We start from the raw sequence: 17,294 nt of genomic DNA, 5'->3' as shown, positions 1-17,294 counted from the left end.
GACCTATTGTACCATTGATTAGCAGATTTCTAAACGTTAGACCATGTGGATTCAGTGTTACTTACTCGCTCTGGTCAGCAGCAACCACTTCCCCATCTTCCACTTGTGCTGCTTCTACATCCGGATCAGCCAGTTCTTCAGTAGGGGTTTCTCCAAGATAGCTAGTATCTTCAAAATCTTCATCTGCTTCACCGTCAATATGCTCTGCATCAGACTTGTTGACCCAAACGGACATTGACCCAGCATGTACTTTAAATACACCAGTACCATCCTCTTCAATGGTTACCGATCCTTCAATTTCACCCATCGCGTCTACCCACTCTTCTCCTACATGAAGTTCTCCTACATACATACGCTTCTTCGCCTGTTCACCATTGGTTGCGATAAAAGCGAGTCCATCTGGATGTTCATCATCGCCAGTTCGGGTATAACCGATACAATTTTTATGGTCAAAATAATCATGTTGATCACCATAGGCATTTTCCTGTCTTAAGGCTAAAAGCTTATCTAAGGTCTCTTGGAAACCTTTGTAGTCGATACTTTCAATACCGTAATAATCTCCGTAGAAAATAGCTGGTAGGCCGGATTGGTGCAGCAAAATCACCCCATAAGCAATGGGTTTAAACCATTCGTCCACCCAAGATTCAAGGGATTGCCCTGGTTGTGAGTCGTGGTTGTCGACAAAAGGCACAGCTAGATCAGGTCTATCTTTTAATAATGATCCCTCAAGCAGTGATCCCATATCAAATTGATCCCAAGAAGTCGCCGCTTGTTTAAAACGTTGATGTAAGGCCACATCAAATAGGTCAATTTGATAATCCGTTTCCGTTAAATAATCGAAAAGTACACCGGTATTACTTTGCCAGTATTCCCCTACAACATAAATATCTGGATTATTTTCTCGTAAAGCAGATATTAGCTGGTCGATAAAAGCAAAATCGATATGTTTTAAGGCATCCATTCTAAAGCCATTTAAATTAAAAGAATCTAAATACCAACGCGCCCATTTTAAGACTTCTTCTCGAACATAAGGATTACCATAATCAATATCTGCAAACATCAAGTAGTCGAAGTTACCATTCTCTCCGTCCACTGCTTCATCATCTGCCCAACCTTTATTCTCACCTTTAATCATAAAGATGCCACTTTCACCTGTTCTTTGGTCAAAATCAGTCCCAGAGAAGCAGTTAAAATCCCAAATAAAGTCTGAGTATTCACCATTTCGACCTGGAAAAGTAAATTTGGTCCACCCTTCAATATCTCGAGCTTCACCAAGCTTTTCTTGTCGATTTGTTGGGTTCATTGGATAGGCTTGGAATACTTCCGTTTCATCAGCCCCACCCTTATGGTTTAAAACGGCATCCGCTAGCACCCAAATATCCTGTTCATGTAAGGCATCAATTGCCGCTTGATATTCTGCGCGGGTCCCGTATTTGGTACGAACCGTCCCTTTTTGATCAAATTCCCCAATATCAAATAAGTCGTAAGTCCCGTAACCAACGTCGTTACTCGATTGACCTTTAGTTGCTGGTGGCATCCACACATGAGAAATCCCAATTGATGCCAAGTGTTCTGCATCTTCCGCTAACTTTTTCCATAAGCTACCATCATCAGGCAAGTCCCACTCAAAATATTGCATTAATACACCGTTCATCACCATATCATTAGCCCTCGCTTTCGCCTAATCTTAATGTCTATCCCTATTTTTTCACGACTTTATTTCAGTTTCTTGCTTTGTGGATTGATTAGATTCAATATCACATTACAGTTATTATACCGAAAGTTTCTTCAATGAGATAATTTTAGGTTGGCCAAGCTATCGTATTAGTATTTTTTTAAAGCCCTTACTAGTTTATAAGTCATAAATCAGCAAAATACTGCAAATAATTTTTCAAAATCTGTGACCCCTTTCAAGTGGTTGAAATCAAGGGAAATTAATGTGATATTTTAAACGATTGCTCTTTAAATCTTCACAAAAGTTCTATAGAATAGAGATATTAGGTGAAATCACCTTTGACGTATAGCGTCATAAACATTCCCAATCTTCGAACTACTTAAAATATAAATATAAAGGGTGCCTGAAATGCGAAAACTATTTAAATGGGTTTTATTGGCGAGCATCATGTTACTAGTTGGTAACCACGTTGAAGCGCGTGAATCGTCAACAGAATTAGGTAATGCGGTCAATGAAACTTTAACTGAAACCCAATCCTACAAGCAATCTACGACCATCGAACAGGTAACTACTGAACCCGCAAATACTGAAACAGTTATGTCGACCCTTTCTTATGATAATGCTGATAACTTTTCTGGAACACTTATTCAAAAAAATCTTGCTTCTGGCAGTGATGATGCCATCTTACAAGTTGAAACGCACGACGCCCAATCTACCTACAAGGAAAATGGTAGCGAATGGCAACAAAGTTTAACCAATGACTCTCACTTGGACCGTTTAAATGTCTTATCTCTTAGTCAAATCCACAGTATATTAACGACGCTTGATACGATCGGTGAATGGACCGGTTCTTTAAGTGATCAAACCGTTTCTTTCTCTGGGGAAAATCAGCAATTAAACAATTTATTGAATGGTATTGTGAGTGAGTCTTACAACAACGACGCTGCCCACCAAATTCAATTGGTGACTGACCGTTATACGAATGAAATTAAATCCATCGAGTGGACCGTTTCTGGGACTAGTCGTATCAATAATCAAGCCGTAACAACTTCCATCGAAGTGAAATTGTCACAATTATAGTTAAAGGAGCTTATATGAGCCGTTATTTAGTCGGAACGATCTTTGCCATTTTATGTATTTTAGTCAACGTATATATTGTCTGGAAGGGGCAAACCCCTGAAGGTATGACTGCTGCCCAGCAAGCCCGTTTAAAAGTGGTCGGTGGCTTCTTATTACTCTTGGCCTTTGTTGCACTCACATTTGGTGAAGCACTAGGACTTCAATAAGCAAAATGAATAACATTTTCTAAATAAACTATTTATTTGTTATTCTTATTGTATGCCGTGGAATATTATCTTTTGAATATTGAGATGAGACTGGGACAATACAAATCTCAATTAACTAAATAAAGAGAGAAAAAAGATTTCGAAGTGAAATCTTTTTTCTCTCTTTTAATTTTTTTGCTTAAATCGTACGTTTGTTGTTGAATGTTTGCGTTGAGTCGTCGATTTTTTGCTTATTACCAAAGACGACTAGGTTGTCTGCGTCTAGTGCGATTTGGATTTGATCTTTAAAGGCAACTAGATCCGCAACTTTGGTATCTAATGCCTGGCTTAATCGTGTATCTACCATATCTTTGGTCATGCCTCTAAAGTGACGTGTCACCATCAAGTTATTCACACTGGCTGGTGTTAATGGATAATGGAAGGCGGTCATTGAACCAATAATAAGTTGGTCAAGGTCGTCTTGGCTAAGTCCTGGATTGGCTAAGAAATCCGGTAGCTTACTATATACATCTACTGTCTTATCTACGTTCGGGTCCCGGTATGAATAGGTTGTAACGTCACCGGATGATGTTAGACTGATGCCCGCACCATAGGCACCACCTTTGGCACGAATATTTTCGTGTAAGTAGTCTTTAGATAAGATATTGGCGAAGACAACATAACGACCATTGTAGTCTTCAATTGGCACGCGACCACCTACGGATACGTATTGGACGTTACCATTTGTTTGAATGGCTTCGTGGTACTTGTTGCCCGCTAAATCAAACTCAACAGATACGGGTTCAACGCTATCCGTCTGGTCAGCTTGATCGATAAACTGATCAACTTGTTCAAGTAATGTGGCTTTATCCGCTGCATCTGCTGTTAAACTAACTGTCAACATGCGAGGATCCCACATTTTGCCATTCACTTCAATCAATTTAGCAATAAAGTCATCTGCCTTGGTCGAGAAGTTTTCGATTAAGTCGGTCATGTGGTCATAGAATGATAGGCCTGAAATGACGTCTTCATACTTGGCTGCTTGTGAGTAGAATGAGCGTAGTCTAGAAATGGCTACGCGATGGCCAGCCCCTTCATACGACTGACTCATATTGAATTTCACCCGTTGTAAGACATTTAAAATCCGTGCCTTATCAGAAAAGTCAGTAAATTTCATCGTATCTTGTAATAGTTCAAAACCACGAGCAGAATGGTCACCAATCGCCGCAAATGATGACACCAAGACTGGCATATAATCATCTTGCGAACCTTCACGAATAAAGACTTTAGGTCGCATAGAAATTCCAGCAGTCGCCTTCATCATTTCAATGTCCATTTGACGATAATCATAATTTTCCGTGTCCAATAACCCTAATAAAATCGTTAGATAATTCACGTAAGGTAAATCTTCCGCTGCAATATGGTCTAATTTGTAAGCCATTTGTACATACCGAATGCCTGATGCGTCTTGTTCATGGAAAAGGACAGGCACCCCTTGTTGGCCGGCTAATGTTTCTTCAGCAATCGCTTGCGTTATCCGTGGTACATCTGAAATATCTAACTTTGGTAAGGCTTGACGGGCTTCATCGGTGTCTGGTGTATCTTGGTAGACCCGCAACGCTTGGTTTTCCTGAATTAATGCTTGAATGTCTTGGTCAGTCATTGCGGCTTTTTCAGCAGCTAACTTGGCTTCTAGTTGGTCGTCATGTTCTTTGAATAAGCCAACTTTCGGTTTATAAATACCGACTAAGCTGGCATCTGCCGTCAGCAAGTTGTCTTGAAGCCATTCTTCATAGAAGTCAGTAGCTAATTTCGCTCTTAAATCGTCGAAATATTTCGAAAAATGAAGGACTTCGGTCGGAGACATGCCATACCGCCATGCCATGGTCATTTGGATTTCATAGGTAATCCCCTTCATGGCACCGCCGGCTTGACGGGCTGCGAATTCGCGGGTGTTGATGACCCCTTCAAGTAGGTCGCGGTTAATCCCGTTGGCTACAAGGTCAGTTAGGGTTTCTTTAATTACAGCAAGGGCCTTGTCCTTATTAGCTGGATTGAATTGTTTCAGAACTAGACCGAAATCTAGGTAGTAACCGTCTGACCCAATGGCTTCAACTTCTTCCGCTAGCCCAGCTTCGATAAGGGCTTGTCGTATAGGCGCAGCTTCAGATTCAATTAAGGCATCGCTTAAAATATTAGCCACGTAATTATTGGTCAAGTCTGTAGATGCACCTACATGAGTCATGTAGGTAAGGTAAGAATCATGTTCGGCTGTCTTGCGTTCATCAGCGTCATAAAAGGCCTGGTATTCGATGTGGCCATCCTTTGTTTCTGGCAAGTCAAATTGAACTTGCTGGTCTTTTTTCAAGAATTCACTGAAGAAATCGCCGTTGATTTGACCTAATGTTCGGTCGATATCGATGTCACCGTAAACATAGGCAAGGGCGTTATCTGGACGGTAGTGGTCGGCGTGGAATTGTTTGAAATTGTCAAATGTTAAATCAGGAATTTCGTATGGATAACCGCCTGATTCGTGGGCATAGGTTGAGCCTGGGTGCATATTTGCCGTAACATCTTGCATAATAATGCGTTCTGCGTCTGAATAAGCCCCACGCATTTCATTGTAAACGACCCCGTTATAGATTATTGGCTCGTCCTTGTCGAATAACTCTTTATGCCATCCTTCTTGTCGGAAAATATTTTCTTCGCTGGTCATTTTAGGGAAGAAAACGGCGTCTAAATAAACATCCGTTAAATTATGGAAGTCTTCCTCATTCATAGATGAAACTGGATAAATGGTCATATCTGAAAAAGTCATAGCATTCAAGAATGTATTCATAGACGTTTTCAACATAGTCATAAATGGATCCTTAGCTGGATATTTACGCGATCCAGAAAGTACTGAATGCTCCACGATATGGGCTACACCGGTTGAATCTTTCGGTGGCGTTTTAAACCCTATCCCAAAAGAGCGATTTTGGTCATCATTTTCCACCCAAATCACTTGTCCCCCTGATTGTTTATGGGCGAAAGTGTGAACTTGGGCATTAGCATCTTGAATAAATTGACTATCTACAAGGGTAAAACCGTGTATTTGGTCCCCTTTTTTCAAGTTGATTGTCATACAATAATCTCCTTATCGGTCATTTTCTTATTTCCTTTTATTTTAACAGTTTTTGCGGGACTTTATTAGTCAGACCGCTTGTTTGCTATAATAGAAAAAAATGCACCATGAAAGGATGATTCTCATGACAGTCCAATTTTATGAAACGCCAGAAAATATTACTGCTGGTACAAGCTTAAAAGACCCCAACCAAGCGCTAGATGGTAATTTAGCCTTACATACCGGAGAGGATGCGACGCTGGTTAACGCTAATCGACAAGCTTTAGCAGAAGCGTTACAGGTGGGTGCCGACCAATTTGTTTTCGCTAACCAAACCCATTCCAAAAAGGCTTACCAGGTTAAAGCTGACGACCAAGGACGCGGCACTAAAACAACTGATGATGCAATAGATGACGTAGATGCGCTATTTACTTATGAACCCAATATTGTGATTGGTGTATTTACCGCAGACTGTGTGCCTGTATTATTTTATGATGAAGATACTGGCTTAATTGGGGCTATCCATTCAGGCTGGAAGGGGACTGTTCAAGACGTGGTATCTGCGACTTTCGCTAAAATTAAAAGAAAGCATCCAGATATCTATATGGGCAATATGAAAGCTATTCTTGGCCCCTCTATCGCCCAAGAATCATTTGAAGTAGATCAAGATGTGGCAGATCAATTCAAAGCCCTTAGTTATGCGGATGACTATATTCGTTGGGATGATAGACGCCAAAAATATTTAGTCGACAATCAAGCAACGGTTGCAGAGCAATTAAAACGTGTTGGTATTTTGGCAGACAATATTCGTTTGTCTGATCAAGATACTTTAGCAATGGTTGATGGTTTTTCATATCGCTTAGACAAAACACCTGGCAGACATTTCAACTTTATCACGAGAAAGGGATAGAAGTAGTATTTATACATTATGTAGTAAATTAGTAGGTTTTAAAGAGGTATAGTAAATTTTCTAAGCCTTCGACTTCTGCTTTTTCCTATCATTGCCTTAAAAGCAGTAGGACAAGTCTTCAGTCTCGGTCTGAAGACTTGTCTGGCGACACAATCTGTAAGGCGTACACGCCAAACAGATTGTTGTGGGCCATCCCTCTTTTTACTGCTAAGGCATGCTAGGAAAGCGTCAGCCTTTGGCTTAATTGTGTAAAAATAATGTTATAGACGCATTTTAGATAAATATTCTGATAGTAGTTTCAATTAAAATCTGAACGCTGCTATGATTAGAATCAAATCTACAATTCGCTAATCTACTTTCAAAGATTGACATTAAAAAACCAGCTGTTGGGAGGCAGCTGGTTTTTTGTCATCTTTCGTTTTGGGAGGAGAAAGATTTATGAAGAAAAAGTTTGGTTTCTTTATTGGGTATGCTTATATAATAGGCGATAGCTTTGAAGAAATTATGAAAATATCGGTCAAAATTGTGTTGATTTTGTGATAGATAGGTTACGAATTACTAAAACTGTTTTTCTAATCTAAGGATTTTATTAGTATAAAATTTCCATGAAACATCATTATAAAACCCTTATTTATAAACGTTTCCCACTCGATGTAACATGAATGTGACAGCAGCCCTCACAATAATATAGTACGTTGAATTGTAGCAAAGTTGCTTTACAACTATATTATGTTTTTATGTAGAGGAGAGAAAATATGTTAAACAAAATTAAATTCACTTTATTTGCTGTGGGACTTTTGCTAACTTTTTGTACACCCAAAAATGTACAGGCAGAAACGACTAGTTTTAGCCTTTCTGATTTGGATTCGAAAGGTCAAATAACCCAAGAATTTATTGAAGACGATACCTATCATACGATTAGTATACAAAAGGACATTAATCCTAAAAACATGCAATTGCATTCCTTTAGTGGGAAGCTAAATAACACTTACACCGTGCAACACAACAAAATTGGTTACTACACCGCTAAATATAAAATAGATATCACTAATAGTAAGATAACACGTGCCCATTCTGCTCAAGTTGTCCCGAAAATTGGTTCTATCTCCACGAAAAGATTATCTAGAGTTTCATCATCGCAAGCAAACTTGTTTTTTAGTCAGAAAGTAGCACTGTCTCAAATAAATCGAAATATACGTTCTTCAATAGAGAGTGGCAATATTTTGATAAATGTTAACTAACTAGGACTATATTTCACCCTACAAACACCTCTGTTGTGCCAGGAGTTAAATTAAATAGGCCAACTATTAAAACCAAAAATTGAATTATAAAATAGATACAACTTGCGATTGCCAATAATTTGATTATTTTTGCTCCAAATATATGTTTTTTGTCAGCATAATAATACGCATACACTGCGAAAGGAATACTCCAAATATAAACAAACGGCACTATAGACATCGCAAAATATATTAAAGCATAACCATACTTGGCATAATCTTTTTCTTCTGATGCATCAGTTGTAGATTGCATAGCTTCGACTTCTGGTTCTGCTTTTTCTTCTCCAATAAAGAAACTGACTGGTTCATCAAAAAAAGTTGATAATTGCAAAATATTATCCATATTTGGTATCACTTTTCCAGTTTCCCATCTAGAAATTGTTTGTCTAGATACATACAAATGATTCGCTAATTTTTCTTGAGAAATTTTTCTTTCCAATCTTATTTTTTTTATTTTTTCTCCAATAAGCATGCTCACATTGTCACACTCCTGTTTATTCTCGTGTTTTCACCAATTGTAACATGAATGTGACAGCACTTTCATCAGTATTTAGTTATGCTAATTTAAGAAAGTACTTTCGAATAGACACGAAGGGAGCGTAAAAATTTATTATTCATCCTAAACGTAATTTACAGCTTACACTGTTTCCATAAAATCTAGTTTTACACATTGTATTCAGTTTGTTATTTTTTCTAAAAACTTTATATAGTAATCATTCTAAGGAGAATATTTATGAAGAATAAAAGTAGAAAGAAATTAATACTTGTAGCAATCACTTTTTTGCTATCAACTAGCTTCGTTGCACCAACCGTAGCATCCGCAGCCACATTTGGAAATTCAAATAATGGTGCTTCATCTGTTGAACAATTCCAAATTCGTTATAGTGGTGCCGCTTGGAATTACAAAAAGAACTCTGGTAAAAACTACGCTTATTTCAAATATAGTCGAAATGGCAAAACTTTACTGACTAAGTATGCTTATAACGGTAAAAGTACAGGGAGCGTTTGGGATTCGTTAAGTTGGAATGGACCTAAAACTAAATTTAATTGGGGAAACGGCTAATTATTTAGTGTTCACTTTTTGGTAGTCTAGTTAGGAGGAGAGGCGTTGAAAAAAAGTTATTTTAAAATTGGAGATTCGATAAATTTATTTGTCTTATTTTCCTTTCTATTAGGGATATATAGTGTGTTGCAATTTGACACACATAATCCTCAAGAAACAAATAGCCCTCTCCTTCTTTTTATTGCTCAGTTTTCAAAGTATAAATTCATTATATTGATACTACTCTCAACCTTTATCACAAATTATTTGAATGGTTGGTATCAAAATAAGAAAAATGAATTATTCATTCGATATTTGATTGGAGACACACGAAAACACATTGTTTTAAGTGGATTAATACGCTATCTAAGCATCTTAGCTATTAGCAATCTATTCATAAGCTTTACAATAAACCACGCTTTGAATTTCATGCCCAACCTGATTTTTCCTAATGCAATTATTCTATTTAATATCATAATATTTTCAATTTATAGTTACAGATTGGTGTTGAAAAAATGAAAAAACTATTCCTGGTTATTAAAAATATTTTTTTTAAACGATATATCATTATCTTCACAAGCATTTGCCTGTTGTTACTGTCTAATTTGATCGCATTTACTGTTTTTAGATCCTTAGCATCTACATTCGAAGGCTCAAAGTATGTTTCTTCACTCTCAAGTAGTCATCAAATATTAGGAAACTTGGATGAGGATAACGATTTCGAAAAGCTGGGCAGTTTAGATGCCGAAAAATCCAATGCCATTATCAATTACTTGAACGAAGAGCTCGACTACGGCATTAATTTTAATGGTGGTGGAACTGATTTTTCTATAGATAATATAGATGCCGCCTTATACATGTACAATAAAAAATCGTTTGCTTTTCAACATTTGCCTGTTATAGAAGGCACTACTTTTGACGAAATCGATTTTAATAGAGAACAAAAAGAGGTATTAGTGGGTCATGCCATCGGGAGAAAAACGCCCATCGGTAGTGAAATAACCATTACTAATCCACTCACTCAAGCAAGTGAAACAGTAACCGCGGTTGGCATCCTTGATCAAAATCTCTATATACCTAACAACTATGCATTAGATTCAAAAGAATATTTGAATTATGCGATTATATACCCCCTATCAGACAAGTTACCTACAGACATACCTTCAGGCATTCTTATCGAAGGGCTAGGAAATATCATACTAGATGATAACGATCAAGTGATCAAGAATCTGCAATCCTTCTTATCTGATACTGCAGGGATAAATTTAAACTTTTTTACGCAAGAAAGTAATAATGGAGATTTTTATGACTTCTATATTCAAAATATTATCCAAATGCTACTAGTATCTGGCATTATACTCATTATGATGCTGATTGTTATGATATGGAATGCCTTAATTTCTTTTCGATTAATGATCAAAGAAATCACTATTCATATGATGGTAGGTCTAAGTTATCAAGATTTTAAAAGGGCTTTGTTCATATTCAACAGCCTTATTTCAGTCACTAGCTTGTGTTGCCTTTATATCCTAATCGCCATGAACCGACTCAATGGCATGAGTATGGAGATGCCGTCTTCGATCACCATTAATTCTTTAGGACTGATTGGCATAGATTGGATAGGTATCGCATTAGTTGCCTTGATAAATTTATTCATCGTCTTCATAGAAACAAACATTATCGTCCATAAAATAAAGAAAATTCCGATTTCTATAGGTGTGCTATCATGAAAAAAATTATCGATTTAAAAATAAAGTCAAAAAATTTCAAACACAACAATGTCACTTCATTACAGAACTTTTCATTAACGGTAAATCAAGGAGAAACCATAGCAATTACCGGAGACTCTGGTGTTGGCAAATCCACCCTTTTGAATATCCTTGGTTTATTAGACAGCAAGTATGAAGGTTACTACAACCTTTTTGGGCATGATATGAAAGAAATGAGCGAAAAGGAAAAGGCAAGCATGCGCAATAACCAAATAGGATTCGTCTTGCAAGAATCCTCGTTAATCAATAACTTGACCATTAAGGAAAATATTCTCTTACCTAGGTTATACAATACCGATATCCCTCGTTCAGAATTGGGAAAACGAATGATGGATTTAGCTAGGAGTCTTGATATTATCAATGTGCTAGATAAAAAGCCGCTAGAGTGTTCCGGGGGCCAAAAATCACGGGCTGCTTTTGCTCGAGCTGTCATCATGCACCCTAAACTTATTCTTGCTGACGAACCAACTGCTTCCCTTGATGAATCGAATAAGGAAAACATGATCAGTGTGTTAAAAAACTTTAACCAAAATAATGATGTCACAATTCTTATCGTAACTCATGACCTAGATGTCGCAAATCGCTTTTTACATCAATTAATTTTAAAATCTTAAAGGAGAATCTTATATGGGCTTTTTAATCATGATCGGATCTGCACTACTTGGAATCCTGGCACTGATACTGACAAACGCTAAAGCAAAAAATCGCATAATAAAAGGAATAGGTTACCTGGTTGGACTGGCTTTCATCATCTTTGCGGTCATTCTAGCATTTCCTTCTTAATATAGATCACTCATTACGCCTTAAGGAGCGCTATAAATGAAAAATTTCTTAATACCTAGAAATATAACCATTCTATTACTCGTCATATTTGCTTTTGTCACCTTTAGCTTCCAAGAATCCTACAAATACAACCGTATATTTTTAATCTTATTTATACTGAACTTGGTTTGGGGGATATACTACGAAAAGAAGGGGCACTATGGAGCGCTTAAACTATATTTAGGCATTAAAAAACCAGCTGTTGGGAGCCAGCTGGTTTTTTGTCATCTTTCGTTTTGGGAGGAGAAAGATTTATGAAGAAAAGTTTGGTTTTTTTATTGGGTATGGTTATATAATAAGCGATACTTTTGAAGATATAGTGAAGTTTTCAAACAAAATCATGTTAAATATGTGACTAAATCCTTAGGAATAGTTTAAGGACTCCTAGTAGTTAGTCTTCTAAGGTTAGGCGGTGAATAATGTCTGAGTAGTCTGGATATGCTTCAAGTAAATCAGACCGTTTAAATAATTCAAAGTCATCATATTCAAAGCCTGGACTAACCATACATGAAACTAAGGCATAGCTGTCATCTTCTTCAACGCTTGACCCAAAAATCGTATTCTTAGGAACCACAGCTTGTAAGACTTGGCCTTTTTCTACATCTGTTCCAAGAGTGACTTGTTGATAGTCGCCTTCAGGTGTAATCATATGAACAGTCAATGGGCTACCATAATGGTAGTACCAAACCTCATCGGCAGTTAACCGGTGGAAACGCGAAGGATTATTGCTCGTTAACAGGAAATAAATACTAGTGTATAGCGCACGTAGTTGCTGTCCTTCTAATTGAATAGTCTGATCAGATTTTAGAACCTGATAGAAAAAGCCTCCTTCTTCATGACCTGCCATATTATAGTGATCAATCCAAATTGATTTATCTTTCATTCATTGTCGCCTCCAAATATTTGCTTTTCACCTTCAATAGTATCTATTTTATCAGCACTTTGCACGACTTTTGTTAAAGAACCAGAAAAATAGAAGATTGTTTTACAACTTTCACGAGAAAGTAGTAAGTGGAAAGTAACAAAAAAACTTTTAAAATTATTGTGAAAAAATTATCATTAAATGACTTTTTTTATCTTATACCTGATGGAATATATTATTTCCGTATACTTATTATGTTTTTACGATTTTCTAACATTGAAATAAAAACTGGATACGATAATAAAAAGTTATTGTATAGCGGTAAAATATAAATAATAAATTCATTTCAAAATCAAAGAGTACAATCGAGTACAAAATTCTTTATATTGTGAAATGTTTATCATGAAATCACTATTTACATAACTAAAAAATAGTAAATATATGAATTTTAGAAACAATTGCTTTCATTATATGGTAGTCTAACTTTGACAGAAAATTTGTGCTTAATATTGAAAAATGATGACGAGGAGTTAAGACATGAGCGATAAGCATATTTCAAATTTTATGAGCAAAATCGATGGTGCCGTTGCCAAGAAGGAAGCCCTTTTTGACCAATCAAAATCCAAATATTTATTGAGGGCAATATATGCGGGTATCTTCTTAACCTTACCGACCGCAATTGGTATGATACTTTGGGATGCAATTGCTTTAGATTATCCTTCTTTTGGTAAAATCACTTATGCCCTCATATTCCCAATAGGATTAGCAATGATTATTTATTTAAATGGTGAACTGGCTACTTCAAATATGATGTACCTCTTTACAAGTGCGCATCGCCGGAAAGTAACTTGGTCAAAAGCCTTAACAATCATCGTTATTTGCACGCTGATGAACTTACTCGGTGCAGCTCTTGTGGGTATCCTTATTGGGAATTCTAGCGCAGCACATTATTTTAATGCCGATTCAGCGATTATGACAGTCATTAACGCTAAATTAGGCAAAGACATTTGGACGCTATTCATAGACGGAATTCTAGCAAATATCTTTGTAAATATCACTATTATGGGACAAATGAAAATGAAAGATGATACTGCACGCTTATTCTTTATCATCGCTGTTATTTTCCTCTTTGTTTATGGTGGTTTCGAACATATTATCGCGAATTTCTCCCTAATGAGTTTGGCTTTCTTCTCAGGTAATGAGATGAGTTTAGTAGCGGTGTTAATGAATTGGGGTATCGCCTTTATTGGGAATTTAATAGGTGGTGGTGTCATTATGGGACTTGGTTATAGTTTCTTAAATAGTCATGATGCACCTTACCTTGACTAAGTGAAGACAATTACCCCTGCCACTTACTTAAATAGAATATATTAAAAATAGCCCAAGGGATATGAAAGCCAACGCTTATCCCTTGGGCTATTATTTTTTATGCTAAGTTTTATGCTTCTTCTGCAACCATCAAACTGAATTGACCTGTAAGTGTTACCTCACTTAAATCGCTTGGTAAGATGAAGGCATCCGCTGCTTTTACATCCCAAGCTTTGTCGCCAACCGTTACTTGCCCTTGACCATCAAGAACAGTACATAATTGGTACTTGTCAGATAAATTGATATGCAAGTTATCCTCGACTGTCCATTTTGCCACAGAGAAGTATTCGTTGGTCCAAAATTCTTGGATTGAACCACCTGGTAGTTCAGTTGTACGGCCATCTGCTAACGTATCTTGGTGAGGGAACATGGTCACATCTGCTGATTGTTGGATGTGTAAGTCACGTTCATTACCTTGGGCATCTTTACGTCCATAGTCATAAACCCGGTAAGTTGTATTAGAACTTTGTTGTGTTTCTAGGATTAATACGCCACCGCCAATAGCATGGATAGTCCCTGCTGGCACGGCGAAGAAATCACCGGCATGAACGGGCACTTTACGTAACAGTTGGTCCCACTCGTTCTCTTCGACCATTTCTAGGAACTGTTCTTTATTTTGGGCATTGTGGCCGTAAATCAGGTAGGCACCTGGATCAGCGTCCATAATATACCAGCACTCCGTCTTCCCAAGGTCATTTTCATGGGCTAGTCCATAGGCGTCATCCGGATGCACTTGGACGGACAAGTCTTCCTTGGCATCAATTATTTTGATTAATAATGGAAAACGTTCAGCCACTTCTCCCAAGAAGATTTCTGGGTGCTTTTGGTACAAGTCAGATAGACTTAATCCGGCAAGGGATTCAGGTGACGTCACGATAGATTGCCCATGTTCATGTCCTGAAATGACCCACGCTTCTCCCGTCTGGTCTGAAGGGATGTCTAGATTAAATTGACTGCGTAATTTTTGTCCACCCCAGATTTTTTCTTCCAGGTAGGCTTTTAAGAATATGGGTTCTTGCATCGTCACTACTCCTTGTCTTTTTTTCCTCGTTTAAAGGGGTTTTTGAATAAGTTGGCTAGGTTACTTTGTTGTGCGACGAATTTTTCTCGAGGCATGTACTTGCGCATTGCCCGAAGACTATCTTTAGCTTCATCGACAACAAATTCCAGGAGTTGGCCTTCATCGGTTTCAAAGTAGAAGCCGCGGACGTAACGCCCTTTGAAGAACATTTGCACGCGGATGCGTGTAATGTTAACCCATGGAATTTGAATGAAGCCTGGTCCGTTCTCCTCGCGAAATTCGACACCCTTATCGCCCACCATCAGTAATCCTGACTTAGGGTCGATAGGGTTGATCATCGCATTCGCTTTGGAGACGAACGTTACTTCTGTATTTAATTGTGCTACCATCTTAACCCATGATATTTAGTACATAAAGCACGATACCGATCACAAAGATAGAGAAGATCAAGGTAGTTGCGCTCACTTTACGTTTTAATAGGTACATACATGCTAATGTTAATAGCAATGGCATCATACCAGGTAATAATTGGTTGAATACATCACCTAATGATGTGGCAGTTGTTGTATTTACTAATTGACCTGATGAAATTTGATTAATCACATCACGGAAGCTATCTGCAGTTACGCTACTATTGTTAGCTGCTTCAACTAAACCGTCAAAGTTTACAATAGCGTCTTCTTGGTTAGTTACTTCAGAGATAACTGCTGGGAAGTTCATGGTTGTCCAACGAGGTACCAACACCCCCATAACGAACATCCCTAAGATAGATGCCCCAACAGTGATTTTTTGAATGATACCACCAGACAAGTCTTTTGTGATTTCAGAACCTGCGCGGTAACCTAATTCTTGTGTATACCAAGTGAAGGCTACACGAATGACGTTCCAAAGTACGAAGAATAAGATTGGTCCTAAGATGGATTGGCTTAGGGCAAGCGATGCAGCGAAGGCACCGATTACTGGACGTAATGTACCCCAGAAGATTGGGTCACCCACACCAGCAAGAGGACCCATCATACCAACTTTAACCCCTTGGATAGCTTGGTCTTCAATGACTGTACCATTTGCTTTCTCTTCTTCCATGGCTAAGGTTACACCTAAAATTGGTGCCTCAACGTATGGGTGAGAGTTGATGAATTCCAAGTGACGTTGTAAAGCTGCCGTACGGTCTTCTTTACTTGTATATAATTTTTTGATTGCTGGGGCTAGTACATAAGCCCAACCAACGTTATGCATACGTTCGTAGTTCCATGAAGCTTGAACGAAAGTTAATCGCCAGTTTGCAACCATCCGGTCTCGTTTTGATAATGTTACGCGGTTTGTTACTTCTTCAGTCATGTCTTCCCCTCCTTAATAGTCTTCTAAAATGGCGTCTAACTGGGCATCAACTGAACCTGAACCACCGGATCCTGAACCGCCACCGCCATTAAATTGTGGAGACAACTCAATGTAGATAAGTGCTAAGGCAACACCGATAATACCCATTGCCACTAAGTTCAATTCTGTAACGGCTGCTAAAGCAAAACCGATAAAGAAGAATGGCCATGTTGTTTTGGTTGCCATCATGTTGATAACCATTGCGTAACCTACAGCAACGATCATACCACCACCAACAGCTAAACCACCTGTGATCCAGTCTGGAATGGCTGCTAAAGCACCTTGTACAGCTGAAGCTGGTAAAGCTAACGTAGCGATTGCTGGAATCATTACACGTAAACCTTGAAGACCTAAAGCCATCATATTGGCAGATTCAACTCCACGAATAGAGCCTTTTTCCGCTTGGCCATCAGCATAGTGAGCCAAACCTACTGTCATTGTACGAACGAAGATTGTTAATACTTGACCAGCGATTGCTAAAGGCACTGCAATGGCAATACCTTCAGATACAGAAGCACCTTTAGTTAATACTAAGATACCAGCGATTACACCTGCTAAGGCCGCATCTGGTGCTTGCGCTGCCCCGATGTTCATCCAACCTAAAGCGATTAATTGTAATTGACCACCTAATAGTAGTCCTTCAGTTAAGTTTCCTGTTGCAAGACCAATTAATGTACAAACAAGAATTGGTTGGTGTAATTGGAATGAATCCAACACACTTTCAAAACCAGCGAATAATGCAATAATACAAATAGCTATAGCTGCAAAAATTGAAATATCCATTTTTTTGTCGACCTCCC

Annotated in this window: 16 protein-coding genes; 8 read left to right on the top strand and 8 right to left on the bottom strand. The window is 38.0% G+C overall.

The window, feature by feature from the left end; all coding sequences use genetic code 11:
- Positions 1 to 61: 61 nt before the first annotated feature.
- A complete protein-coding gene (locus tag AWM74_RS04915) occupies positions 62 to 1,657 on the bottom strand; it encodes an alpha-amylase (protein ID WP_236702860.1) in 1,596 nt (531 codons plus the stop codon).
- A 426-nt stretch (positions 1,658 to 2,083) separates the two neighbouring features.
- Here AWM74_RS04915 and AWM74_RS04910 point away from each other — a divergent pair, with 426 nt between their 5' ends.
- Together AWM74_RS04910 and AWM74_RS04905 are read left to right on the top strand one after the other, a co-directional pair.
- Positions 2,084 to 2,755, top strand: a complete 672-nt coding sequence (locus tag AWM74_RS04910; protein WP_026465598.1) for a hypothetical protein — start codon at positions 2,084 to 2,086, stop codon at positions 2,753 to 2,755.
- 14 nt (positions 2,756 to 2,769) lie between these two features.
- Positions 2,770 to 2,961 carry a hypothetical protein gene (locus AWM74_RS04905; RefSeq protein WP_026465597.1) on the top strand — a complete coding sequence of 64 codons (192 nt, stop codon included), beginning with the start codon at positions 2,770 to 2,772 and terminating at the stop codon, positions 2,959 to 2,961.
- A gap of 178 nt (positions 2,962 to 3,139) precedes the next feature.
- On the opposite strand, the gene AWM74_RS04900 is transcribed toward AWM74_RS04905, so the two are convergent.
- Positions 3,140 to 6,064 carry an insulinase family protein gene (locus tag AWM74_RS04900; RefSeq protein ID WP_026465596.1) on the bottom strand — a complete coding sequence of 975 codons (2,925 nt, stop codon included), beginning with the start codon at positions 6,062 to 6,064 and terminating at the stop codon, positions 3,140 to 3,142.
- A gap of 124 nt (positions 6,065 to 6,188) precedes the next feature.
- Here AWM74_RS04900 and pgeF point away from each other — a divergent pair, with 124 nt between their 5' ends.
- Together pgeF and AWM74_RS04890 are read left to right on the top strand one after the other, a co-directional pair.
- Positions 6,189 to 6,953 carry a peptidoglycan editing factor PgeF gene (gene pgeF, locus AWM74_RS04895; protein WP_026465595.1) on the top strand — a complete coding sequence of 255 codons (765 nt, stop codon included), beginning with the start codon at positions 6,189 to 6,191 and terminating at the stop codon, positions 6,951 to 6,953.
- Positions 6,954 to 7,708: 755 nt separating this feature from the next.
- Complete coding sequence (locus AWM74_RS04890) at positions 7,709 to 8,194, top strand: DUF5626 family protein (protein ID WP_051218172.1); 486 nt, start codon at positions 7,709 to 7,711, stop codon at positions 8,192 to 8,194.
- 13 nt (positions 8,195 to 8,207) lie between these two features.
- Here the strand turns inward: AWM74_RS04890 and AWM74_RS04885 are convergent, their stop codons facing one another.
- Positions 8,208 to 8,705, bottom strand: a complete 498-nt coding sequence (locus tag AWM74_RS04885; RefSeq protein ID WP_154647410.1) for a helix-turn-helix domain-containing protein — start codon at positions 8,703 to 8,705, stop codon at positions 8,208 to 8,210.
- A gap of 261 nt (positions 8,706 to 8,966) precedes the next feature.
- Between AWM74_RS04885 and AWM74_RS04880 the strand changes: the two genes are divergently transcribed.
- From AWM74_RS04880 to AWM74_RS04865, 3 genes are all read left to right on the top strand, one after another.
- Positions 8,967 to 9,296: a hypothetical protein gene (locus tag AWM74_RS04880; protein ID WP_034258019.1), complete on the top strand. Its 330-nt coding sequence runs from the start codon at positions 8,967 to 8,969 to the stop codon at positions 9,294 to 9,296.
- Positions 9,297 to 9,790: 494 nt separating this feature from the next.
- On the top strand, positions 9,791 to 11,005 hold the full coding sequence (locus AWM74_RS04870; protein ID WP_026465592.1) for a hypothetical protein: 1,215 nt from the start codon (positions 9,791 to 9,793) through the stop codon (positions 11,003 to 11,005).
- Positions 11,002 to 11,658, top strand: a complete 657-nt coding sequence (locus tag AWM74_RS04865; RefSeq protein WP_026465591.1) for an ABC transporter ATP-binding protein — start codon at positions 11,002 to 11,004, stop codon at positions 11,656 to 11,658. Before AWM74_RS04870 ends, AWM74_RS04865 begins: the two co-directional genes overlap by 4 nt.
- Before the next feature lie 599 nt (positions 11,659 to 12,257).
- Here AWM74_RS04865 and AWM74_RS04855 read toward each other — a convergent pair.
- Positions 12,258 to 12,749: a cupin domain-containing protein gene (locus tag AWM74_RS04855; protein ID WP_051218169.1), complete on the bottom strand. Its 492-nt coding sequence runs from the start codon at positions 12,747 to 12,749 to the stop codon at positions 12,258 to 12,260.
- 516 nt (positions 12,750 to 13,265) lie between these two features.
- On the opposite strand from AWM74_RS04855, the gene AWM74_RS04850 reads away from it, so the two are divergent.
- On the top strand, positions 13,266 to 14,057 hold the full coding sequence (locus AWM74_RS04850; RefSeq protein ID WP_051218168.1) for a formate/nitrite transporter family protein: 792 nt from the start codon (positions 13,266 to 13,268) through the stop codon (positions 14,055 to 14,057).
- A 109-nt stretch (positions 14,058 to 14,166) separates the two neighbouring features.
- On the opposite strand, the gene manA is transcribed toward AWM74_RS04850, so the two are convergent.
- The 4 genes from manA to AWM74_RS04830 are packed head-to-tail and all read right to left on the bottom strand — an operon-like array spanning position 14,167 to position 17,277.
- Positions 14,167 to 15,117, bottom strand: a complete 951-nt coding sequence (gene manA, locus AWM74_RS04845) for a mannose-6-phosphate isomerase, class I (RefSeq protein ID WP_026465587.1) — start codon at positions 15,115 to 15,117, stop codon at positions 14,167 to 14,169.
- A 5-nt stretch (positions 15,118 to 15,122) separates the two neighbouring features.
- A complete protein-coding gene (locus AWM74_RS04840) occupies positions 15,123 to 15,506 on the bottom strand; it encodes a DUF956 family protein (RefSeq protein WP_026465586.1) in 384 nt (127 codons plus the stop codon).
- Between the two features lies 1 nt (position 15,507).
- Positions 15,508 to 16,455 carry a PTS system mannose/fructose/sorbose family transporter subunit IID gene (locus AWM74_RS04835; RefSeq protein WP_026465585.1) on the bottom strand — a complete coding sequence of 316 codons (948 nt, stop codon included), beginning with the start codon at positions 16,453 to 16,455 and terminating at the stop codon, positions 15,508 to 15,510.
- Between the two features lie 12 nt (positions 16,456 to 16,467).
- A complete protein-coding gene (locus tag AWM74_RS04830; RefSeq protein WP_034258017.1) occupies positions 16,468 to 17,277 on the bottom strand; it encodes a mannose/fructose/sorbose family PTS transporter subunit IIC in 810 nt (269 codons plus the stop codon).
- Positions 17,278 to 17,294 lie beyond the last annotated feature (17 nt).

The sequence above is a fragment of the Aerococcus urinaeequi genome (assembly GCF_001543205.1).
GTDB lineage: Bacteria > Bacillota > Bacilli > Lactobacillales > Aerococcaceae > Aerococcus > Aerococcus urinaeequi.
Note: the sequence above shows the minus strand (reverse complement) of the source record. Positions and strands in the feature narration are given on the sequence as shown.

Excerpts from the sequence above, each read along its gene's own strand:
- AWM74_RS04880 (WP_034258019.1), top strand. The coding sequence starts at position 8,967 with ATGAAGAATAAAAGTAGAAAGAAATTAATACTTGTAGCAATCACTTTT.
- AWM74_RS04830 (WP_034258017.1), bottom strand. The coding sequence starts at position 17,277 with ATGGATATTTCAATTTTTGCAGCTATAGCTATTTGTATTATTGCATTA.
- AWM74_RS04910 (WP_026465598.1), top strand. The coding sequence starts at position 2,084 with ATGCGAAAACTATTTAAATGGGTTTTATTGGCGAGCATCATGTTACTA.
- pgeF (WP_026465595.1), top strand. The coding sequence starts at position 6,189 with ATGACAGTCCAATTTTATGAAACGCCAGAAAATATTACTGCTGGTACA.
- AWM74_RS04890 (WP_051218172.1), top strand. The coding sequence starts at position 7,709 with ATGTTAAACAAAATTAAATTCACTTTATTTGCTGTGGGACTTTTGCTA.
- AWM74_RS04855 (WP_051218169.1), bottom strand. The coding sequence starts at position 12,749 with ATGAAAGATAAATCAATTTGGATTGATCACTATAATATGGCAGGTCAT.
- AWM74_RS04905 (WP_026465597.1), top strand. The coding sequence starts at position 2,770 with ATGAGCCGTTATTTAGTCGGAACGATCTTTGCCATTTTATGTATTTTA.
- AWM74_RS04850 (WP_051218168.1), top strand. The coding sequence starts at position 13,266 with ATGAGCGATAAGCATATTTCAAATTTTATGAGCAAAATCGATGGTGCC.
- AWM74_RS04840 (WP_026465586.1), bottom strand. The coding sequence starts at position 15,506 with ATGGTAGCACAATTAAATACAGAAGTAACGTTCGTCTCCAAAGCGAAT.
- AWM74_RS04900 (WP_026465596.1), bottom strand. The coding sequence starts at position 6,064 with ATGACAATCAACTTGAAAAAAGGGGACCAAATACACGGTTTTACCCTT.
- AWM74_RS04870 (WP_026465592.1), top strand. The coding sequence starts at position 9,791 with ATGAAAAAACTATTCCTGGTTATTAAAAATATTTTTTTTAAACGATAT.
- AWM74_RS04885 (WP_154647410.1), bottom strand. The coding sequence starts at position 8,705 with ATGCTTATTGGAGAAAAAATAAAAAAAATAAGATTGGAAAGAAAAATT.
- AWM74_RS04865 (WP_026465591.1), top strand. The coding sequence starts at position 11,002 with ATGAAAAAAATTATCGATTTAAAAATAAAGTCAAAAAATTTCAAACAC.
- AWM74_RS04835 (WP_026465585.1), bottom strand. The coding sequence starts at position 16,455 with ATGACTGAAGAAGTAACAAACCGCGTAACATTATCAAAACGAGACCGG.
- manA (WP_026465587.1), bottom strand. The coding sequence starts at position 15,117 with ATGCAAGAACCCATATTCTTAAAAGCCTACCTGGAAGAAAAAATCTGG.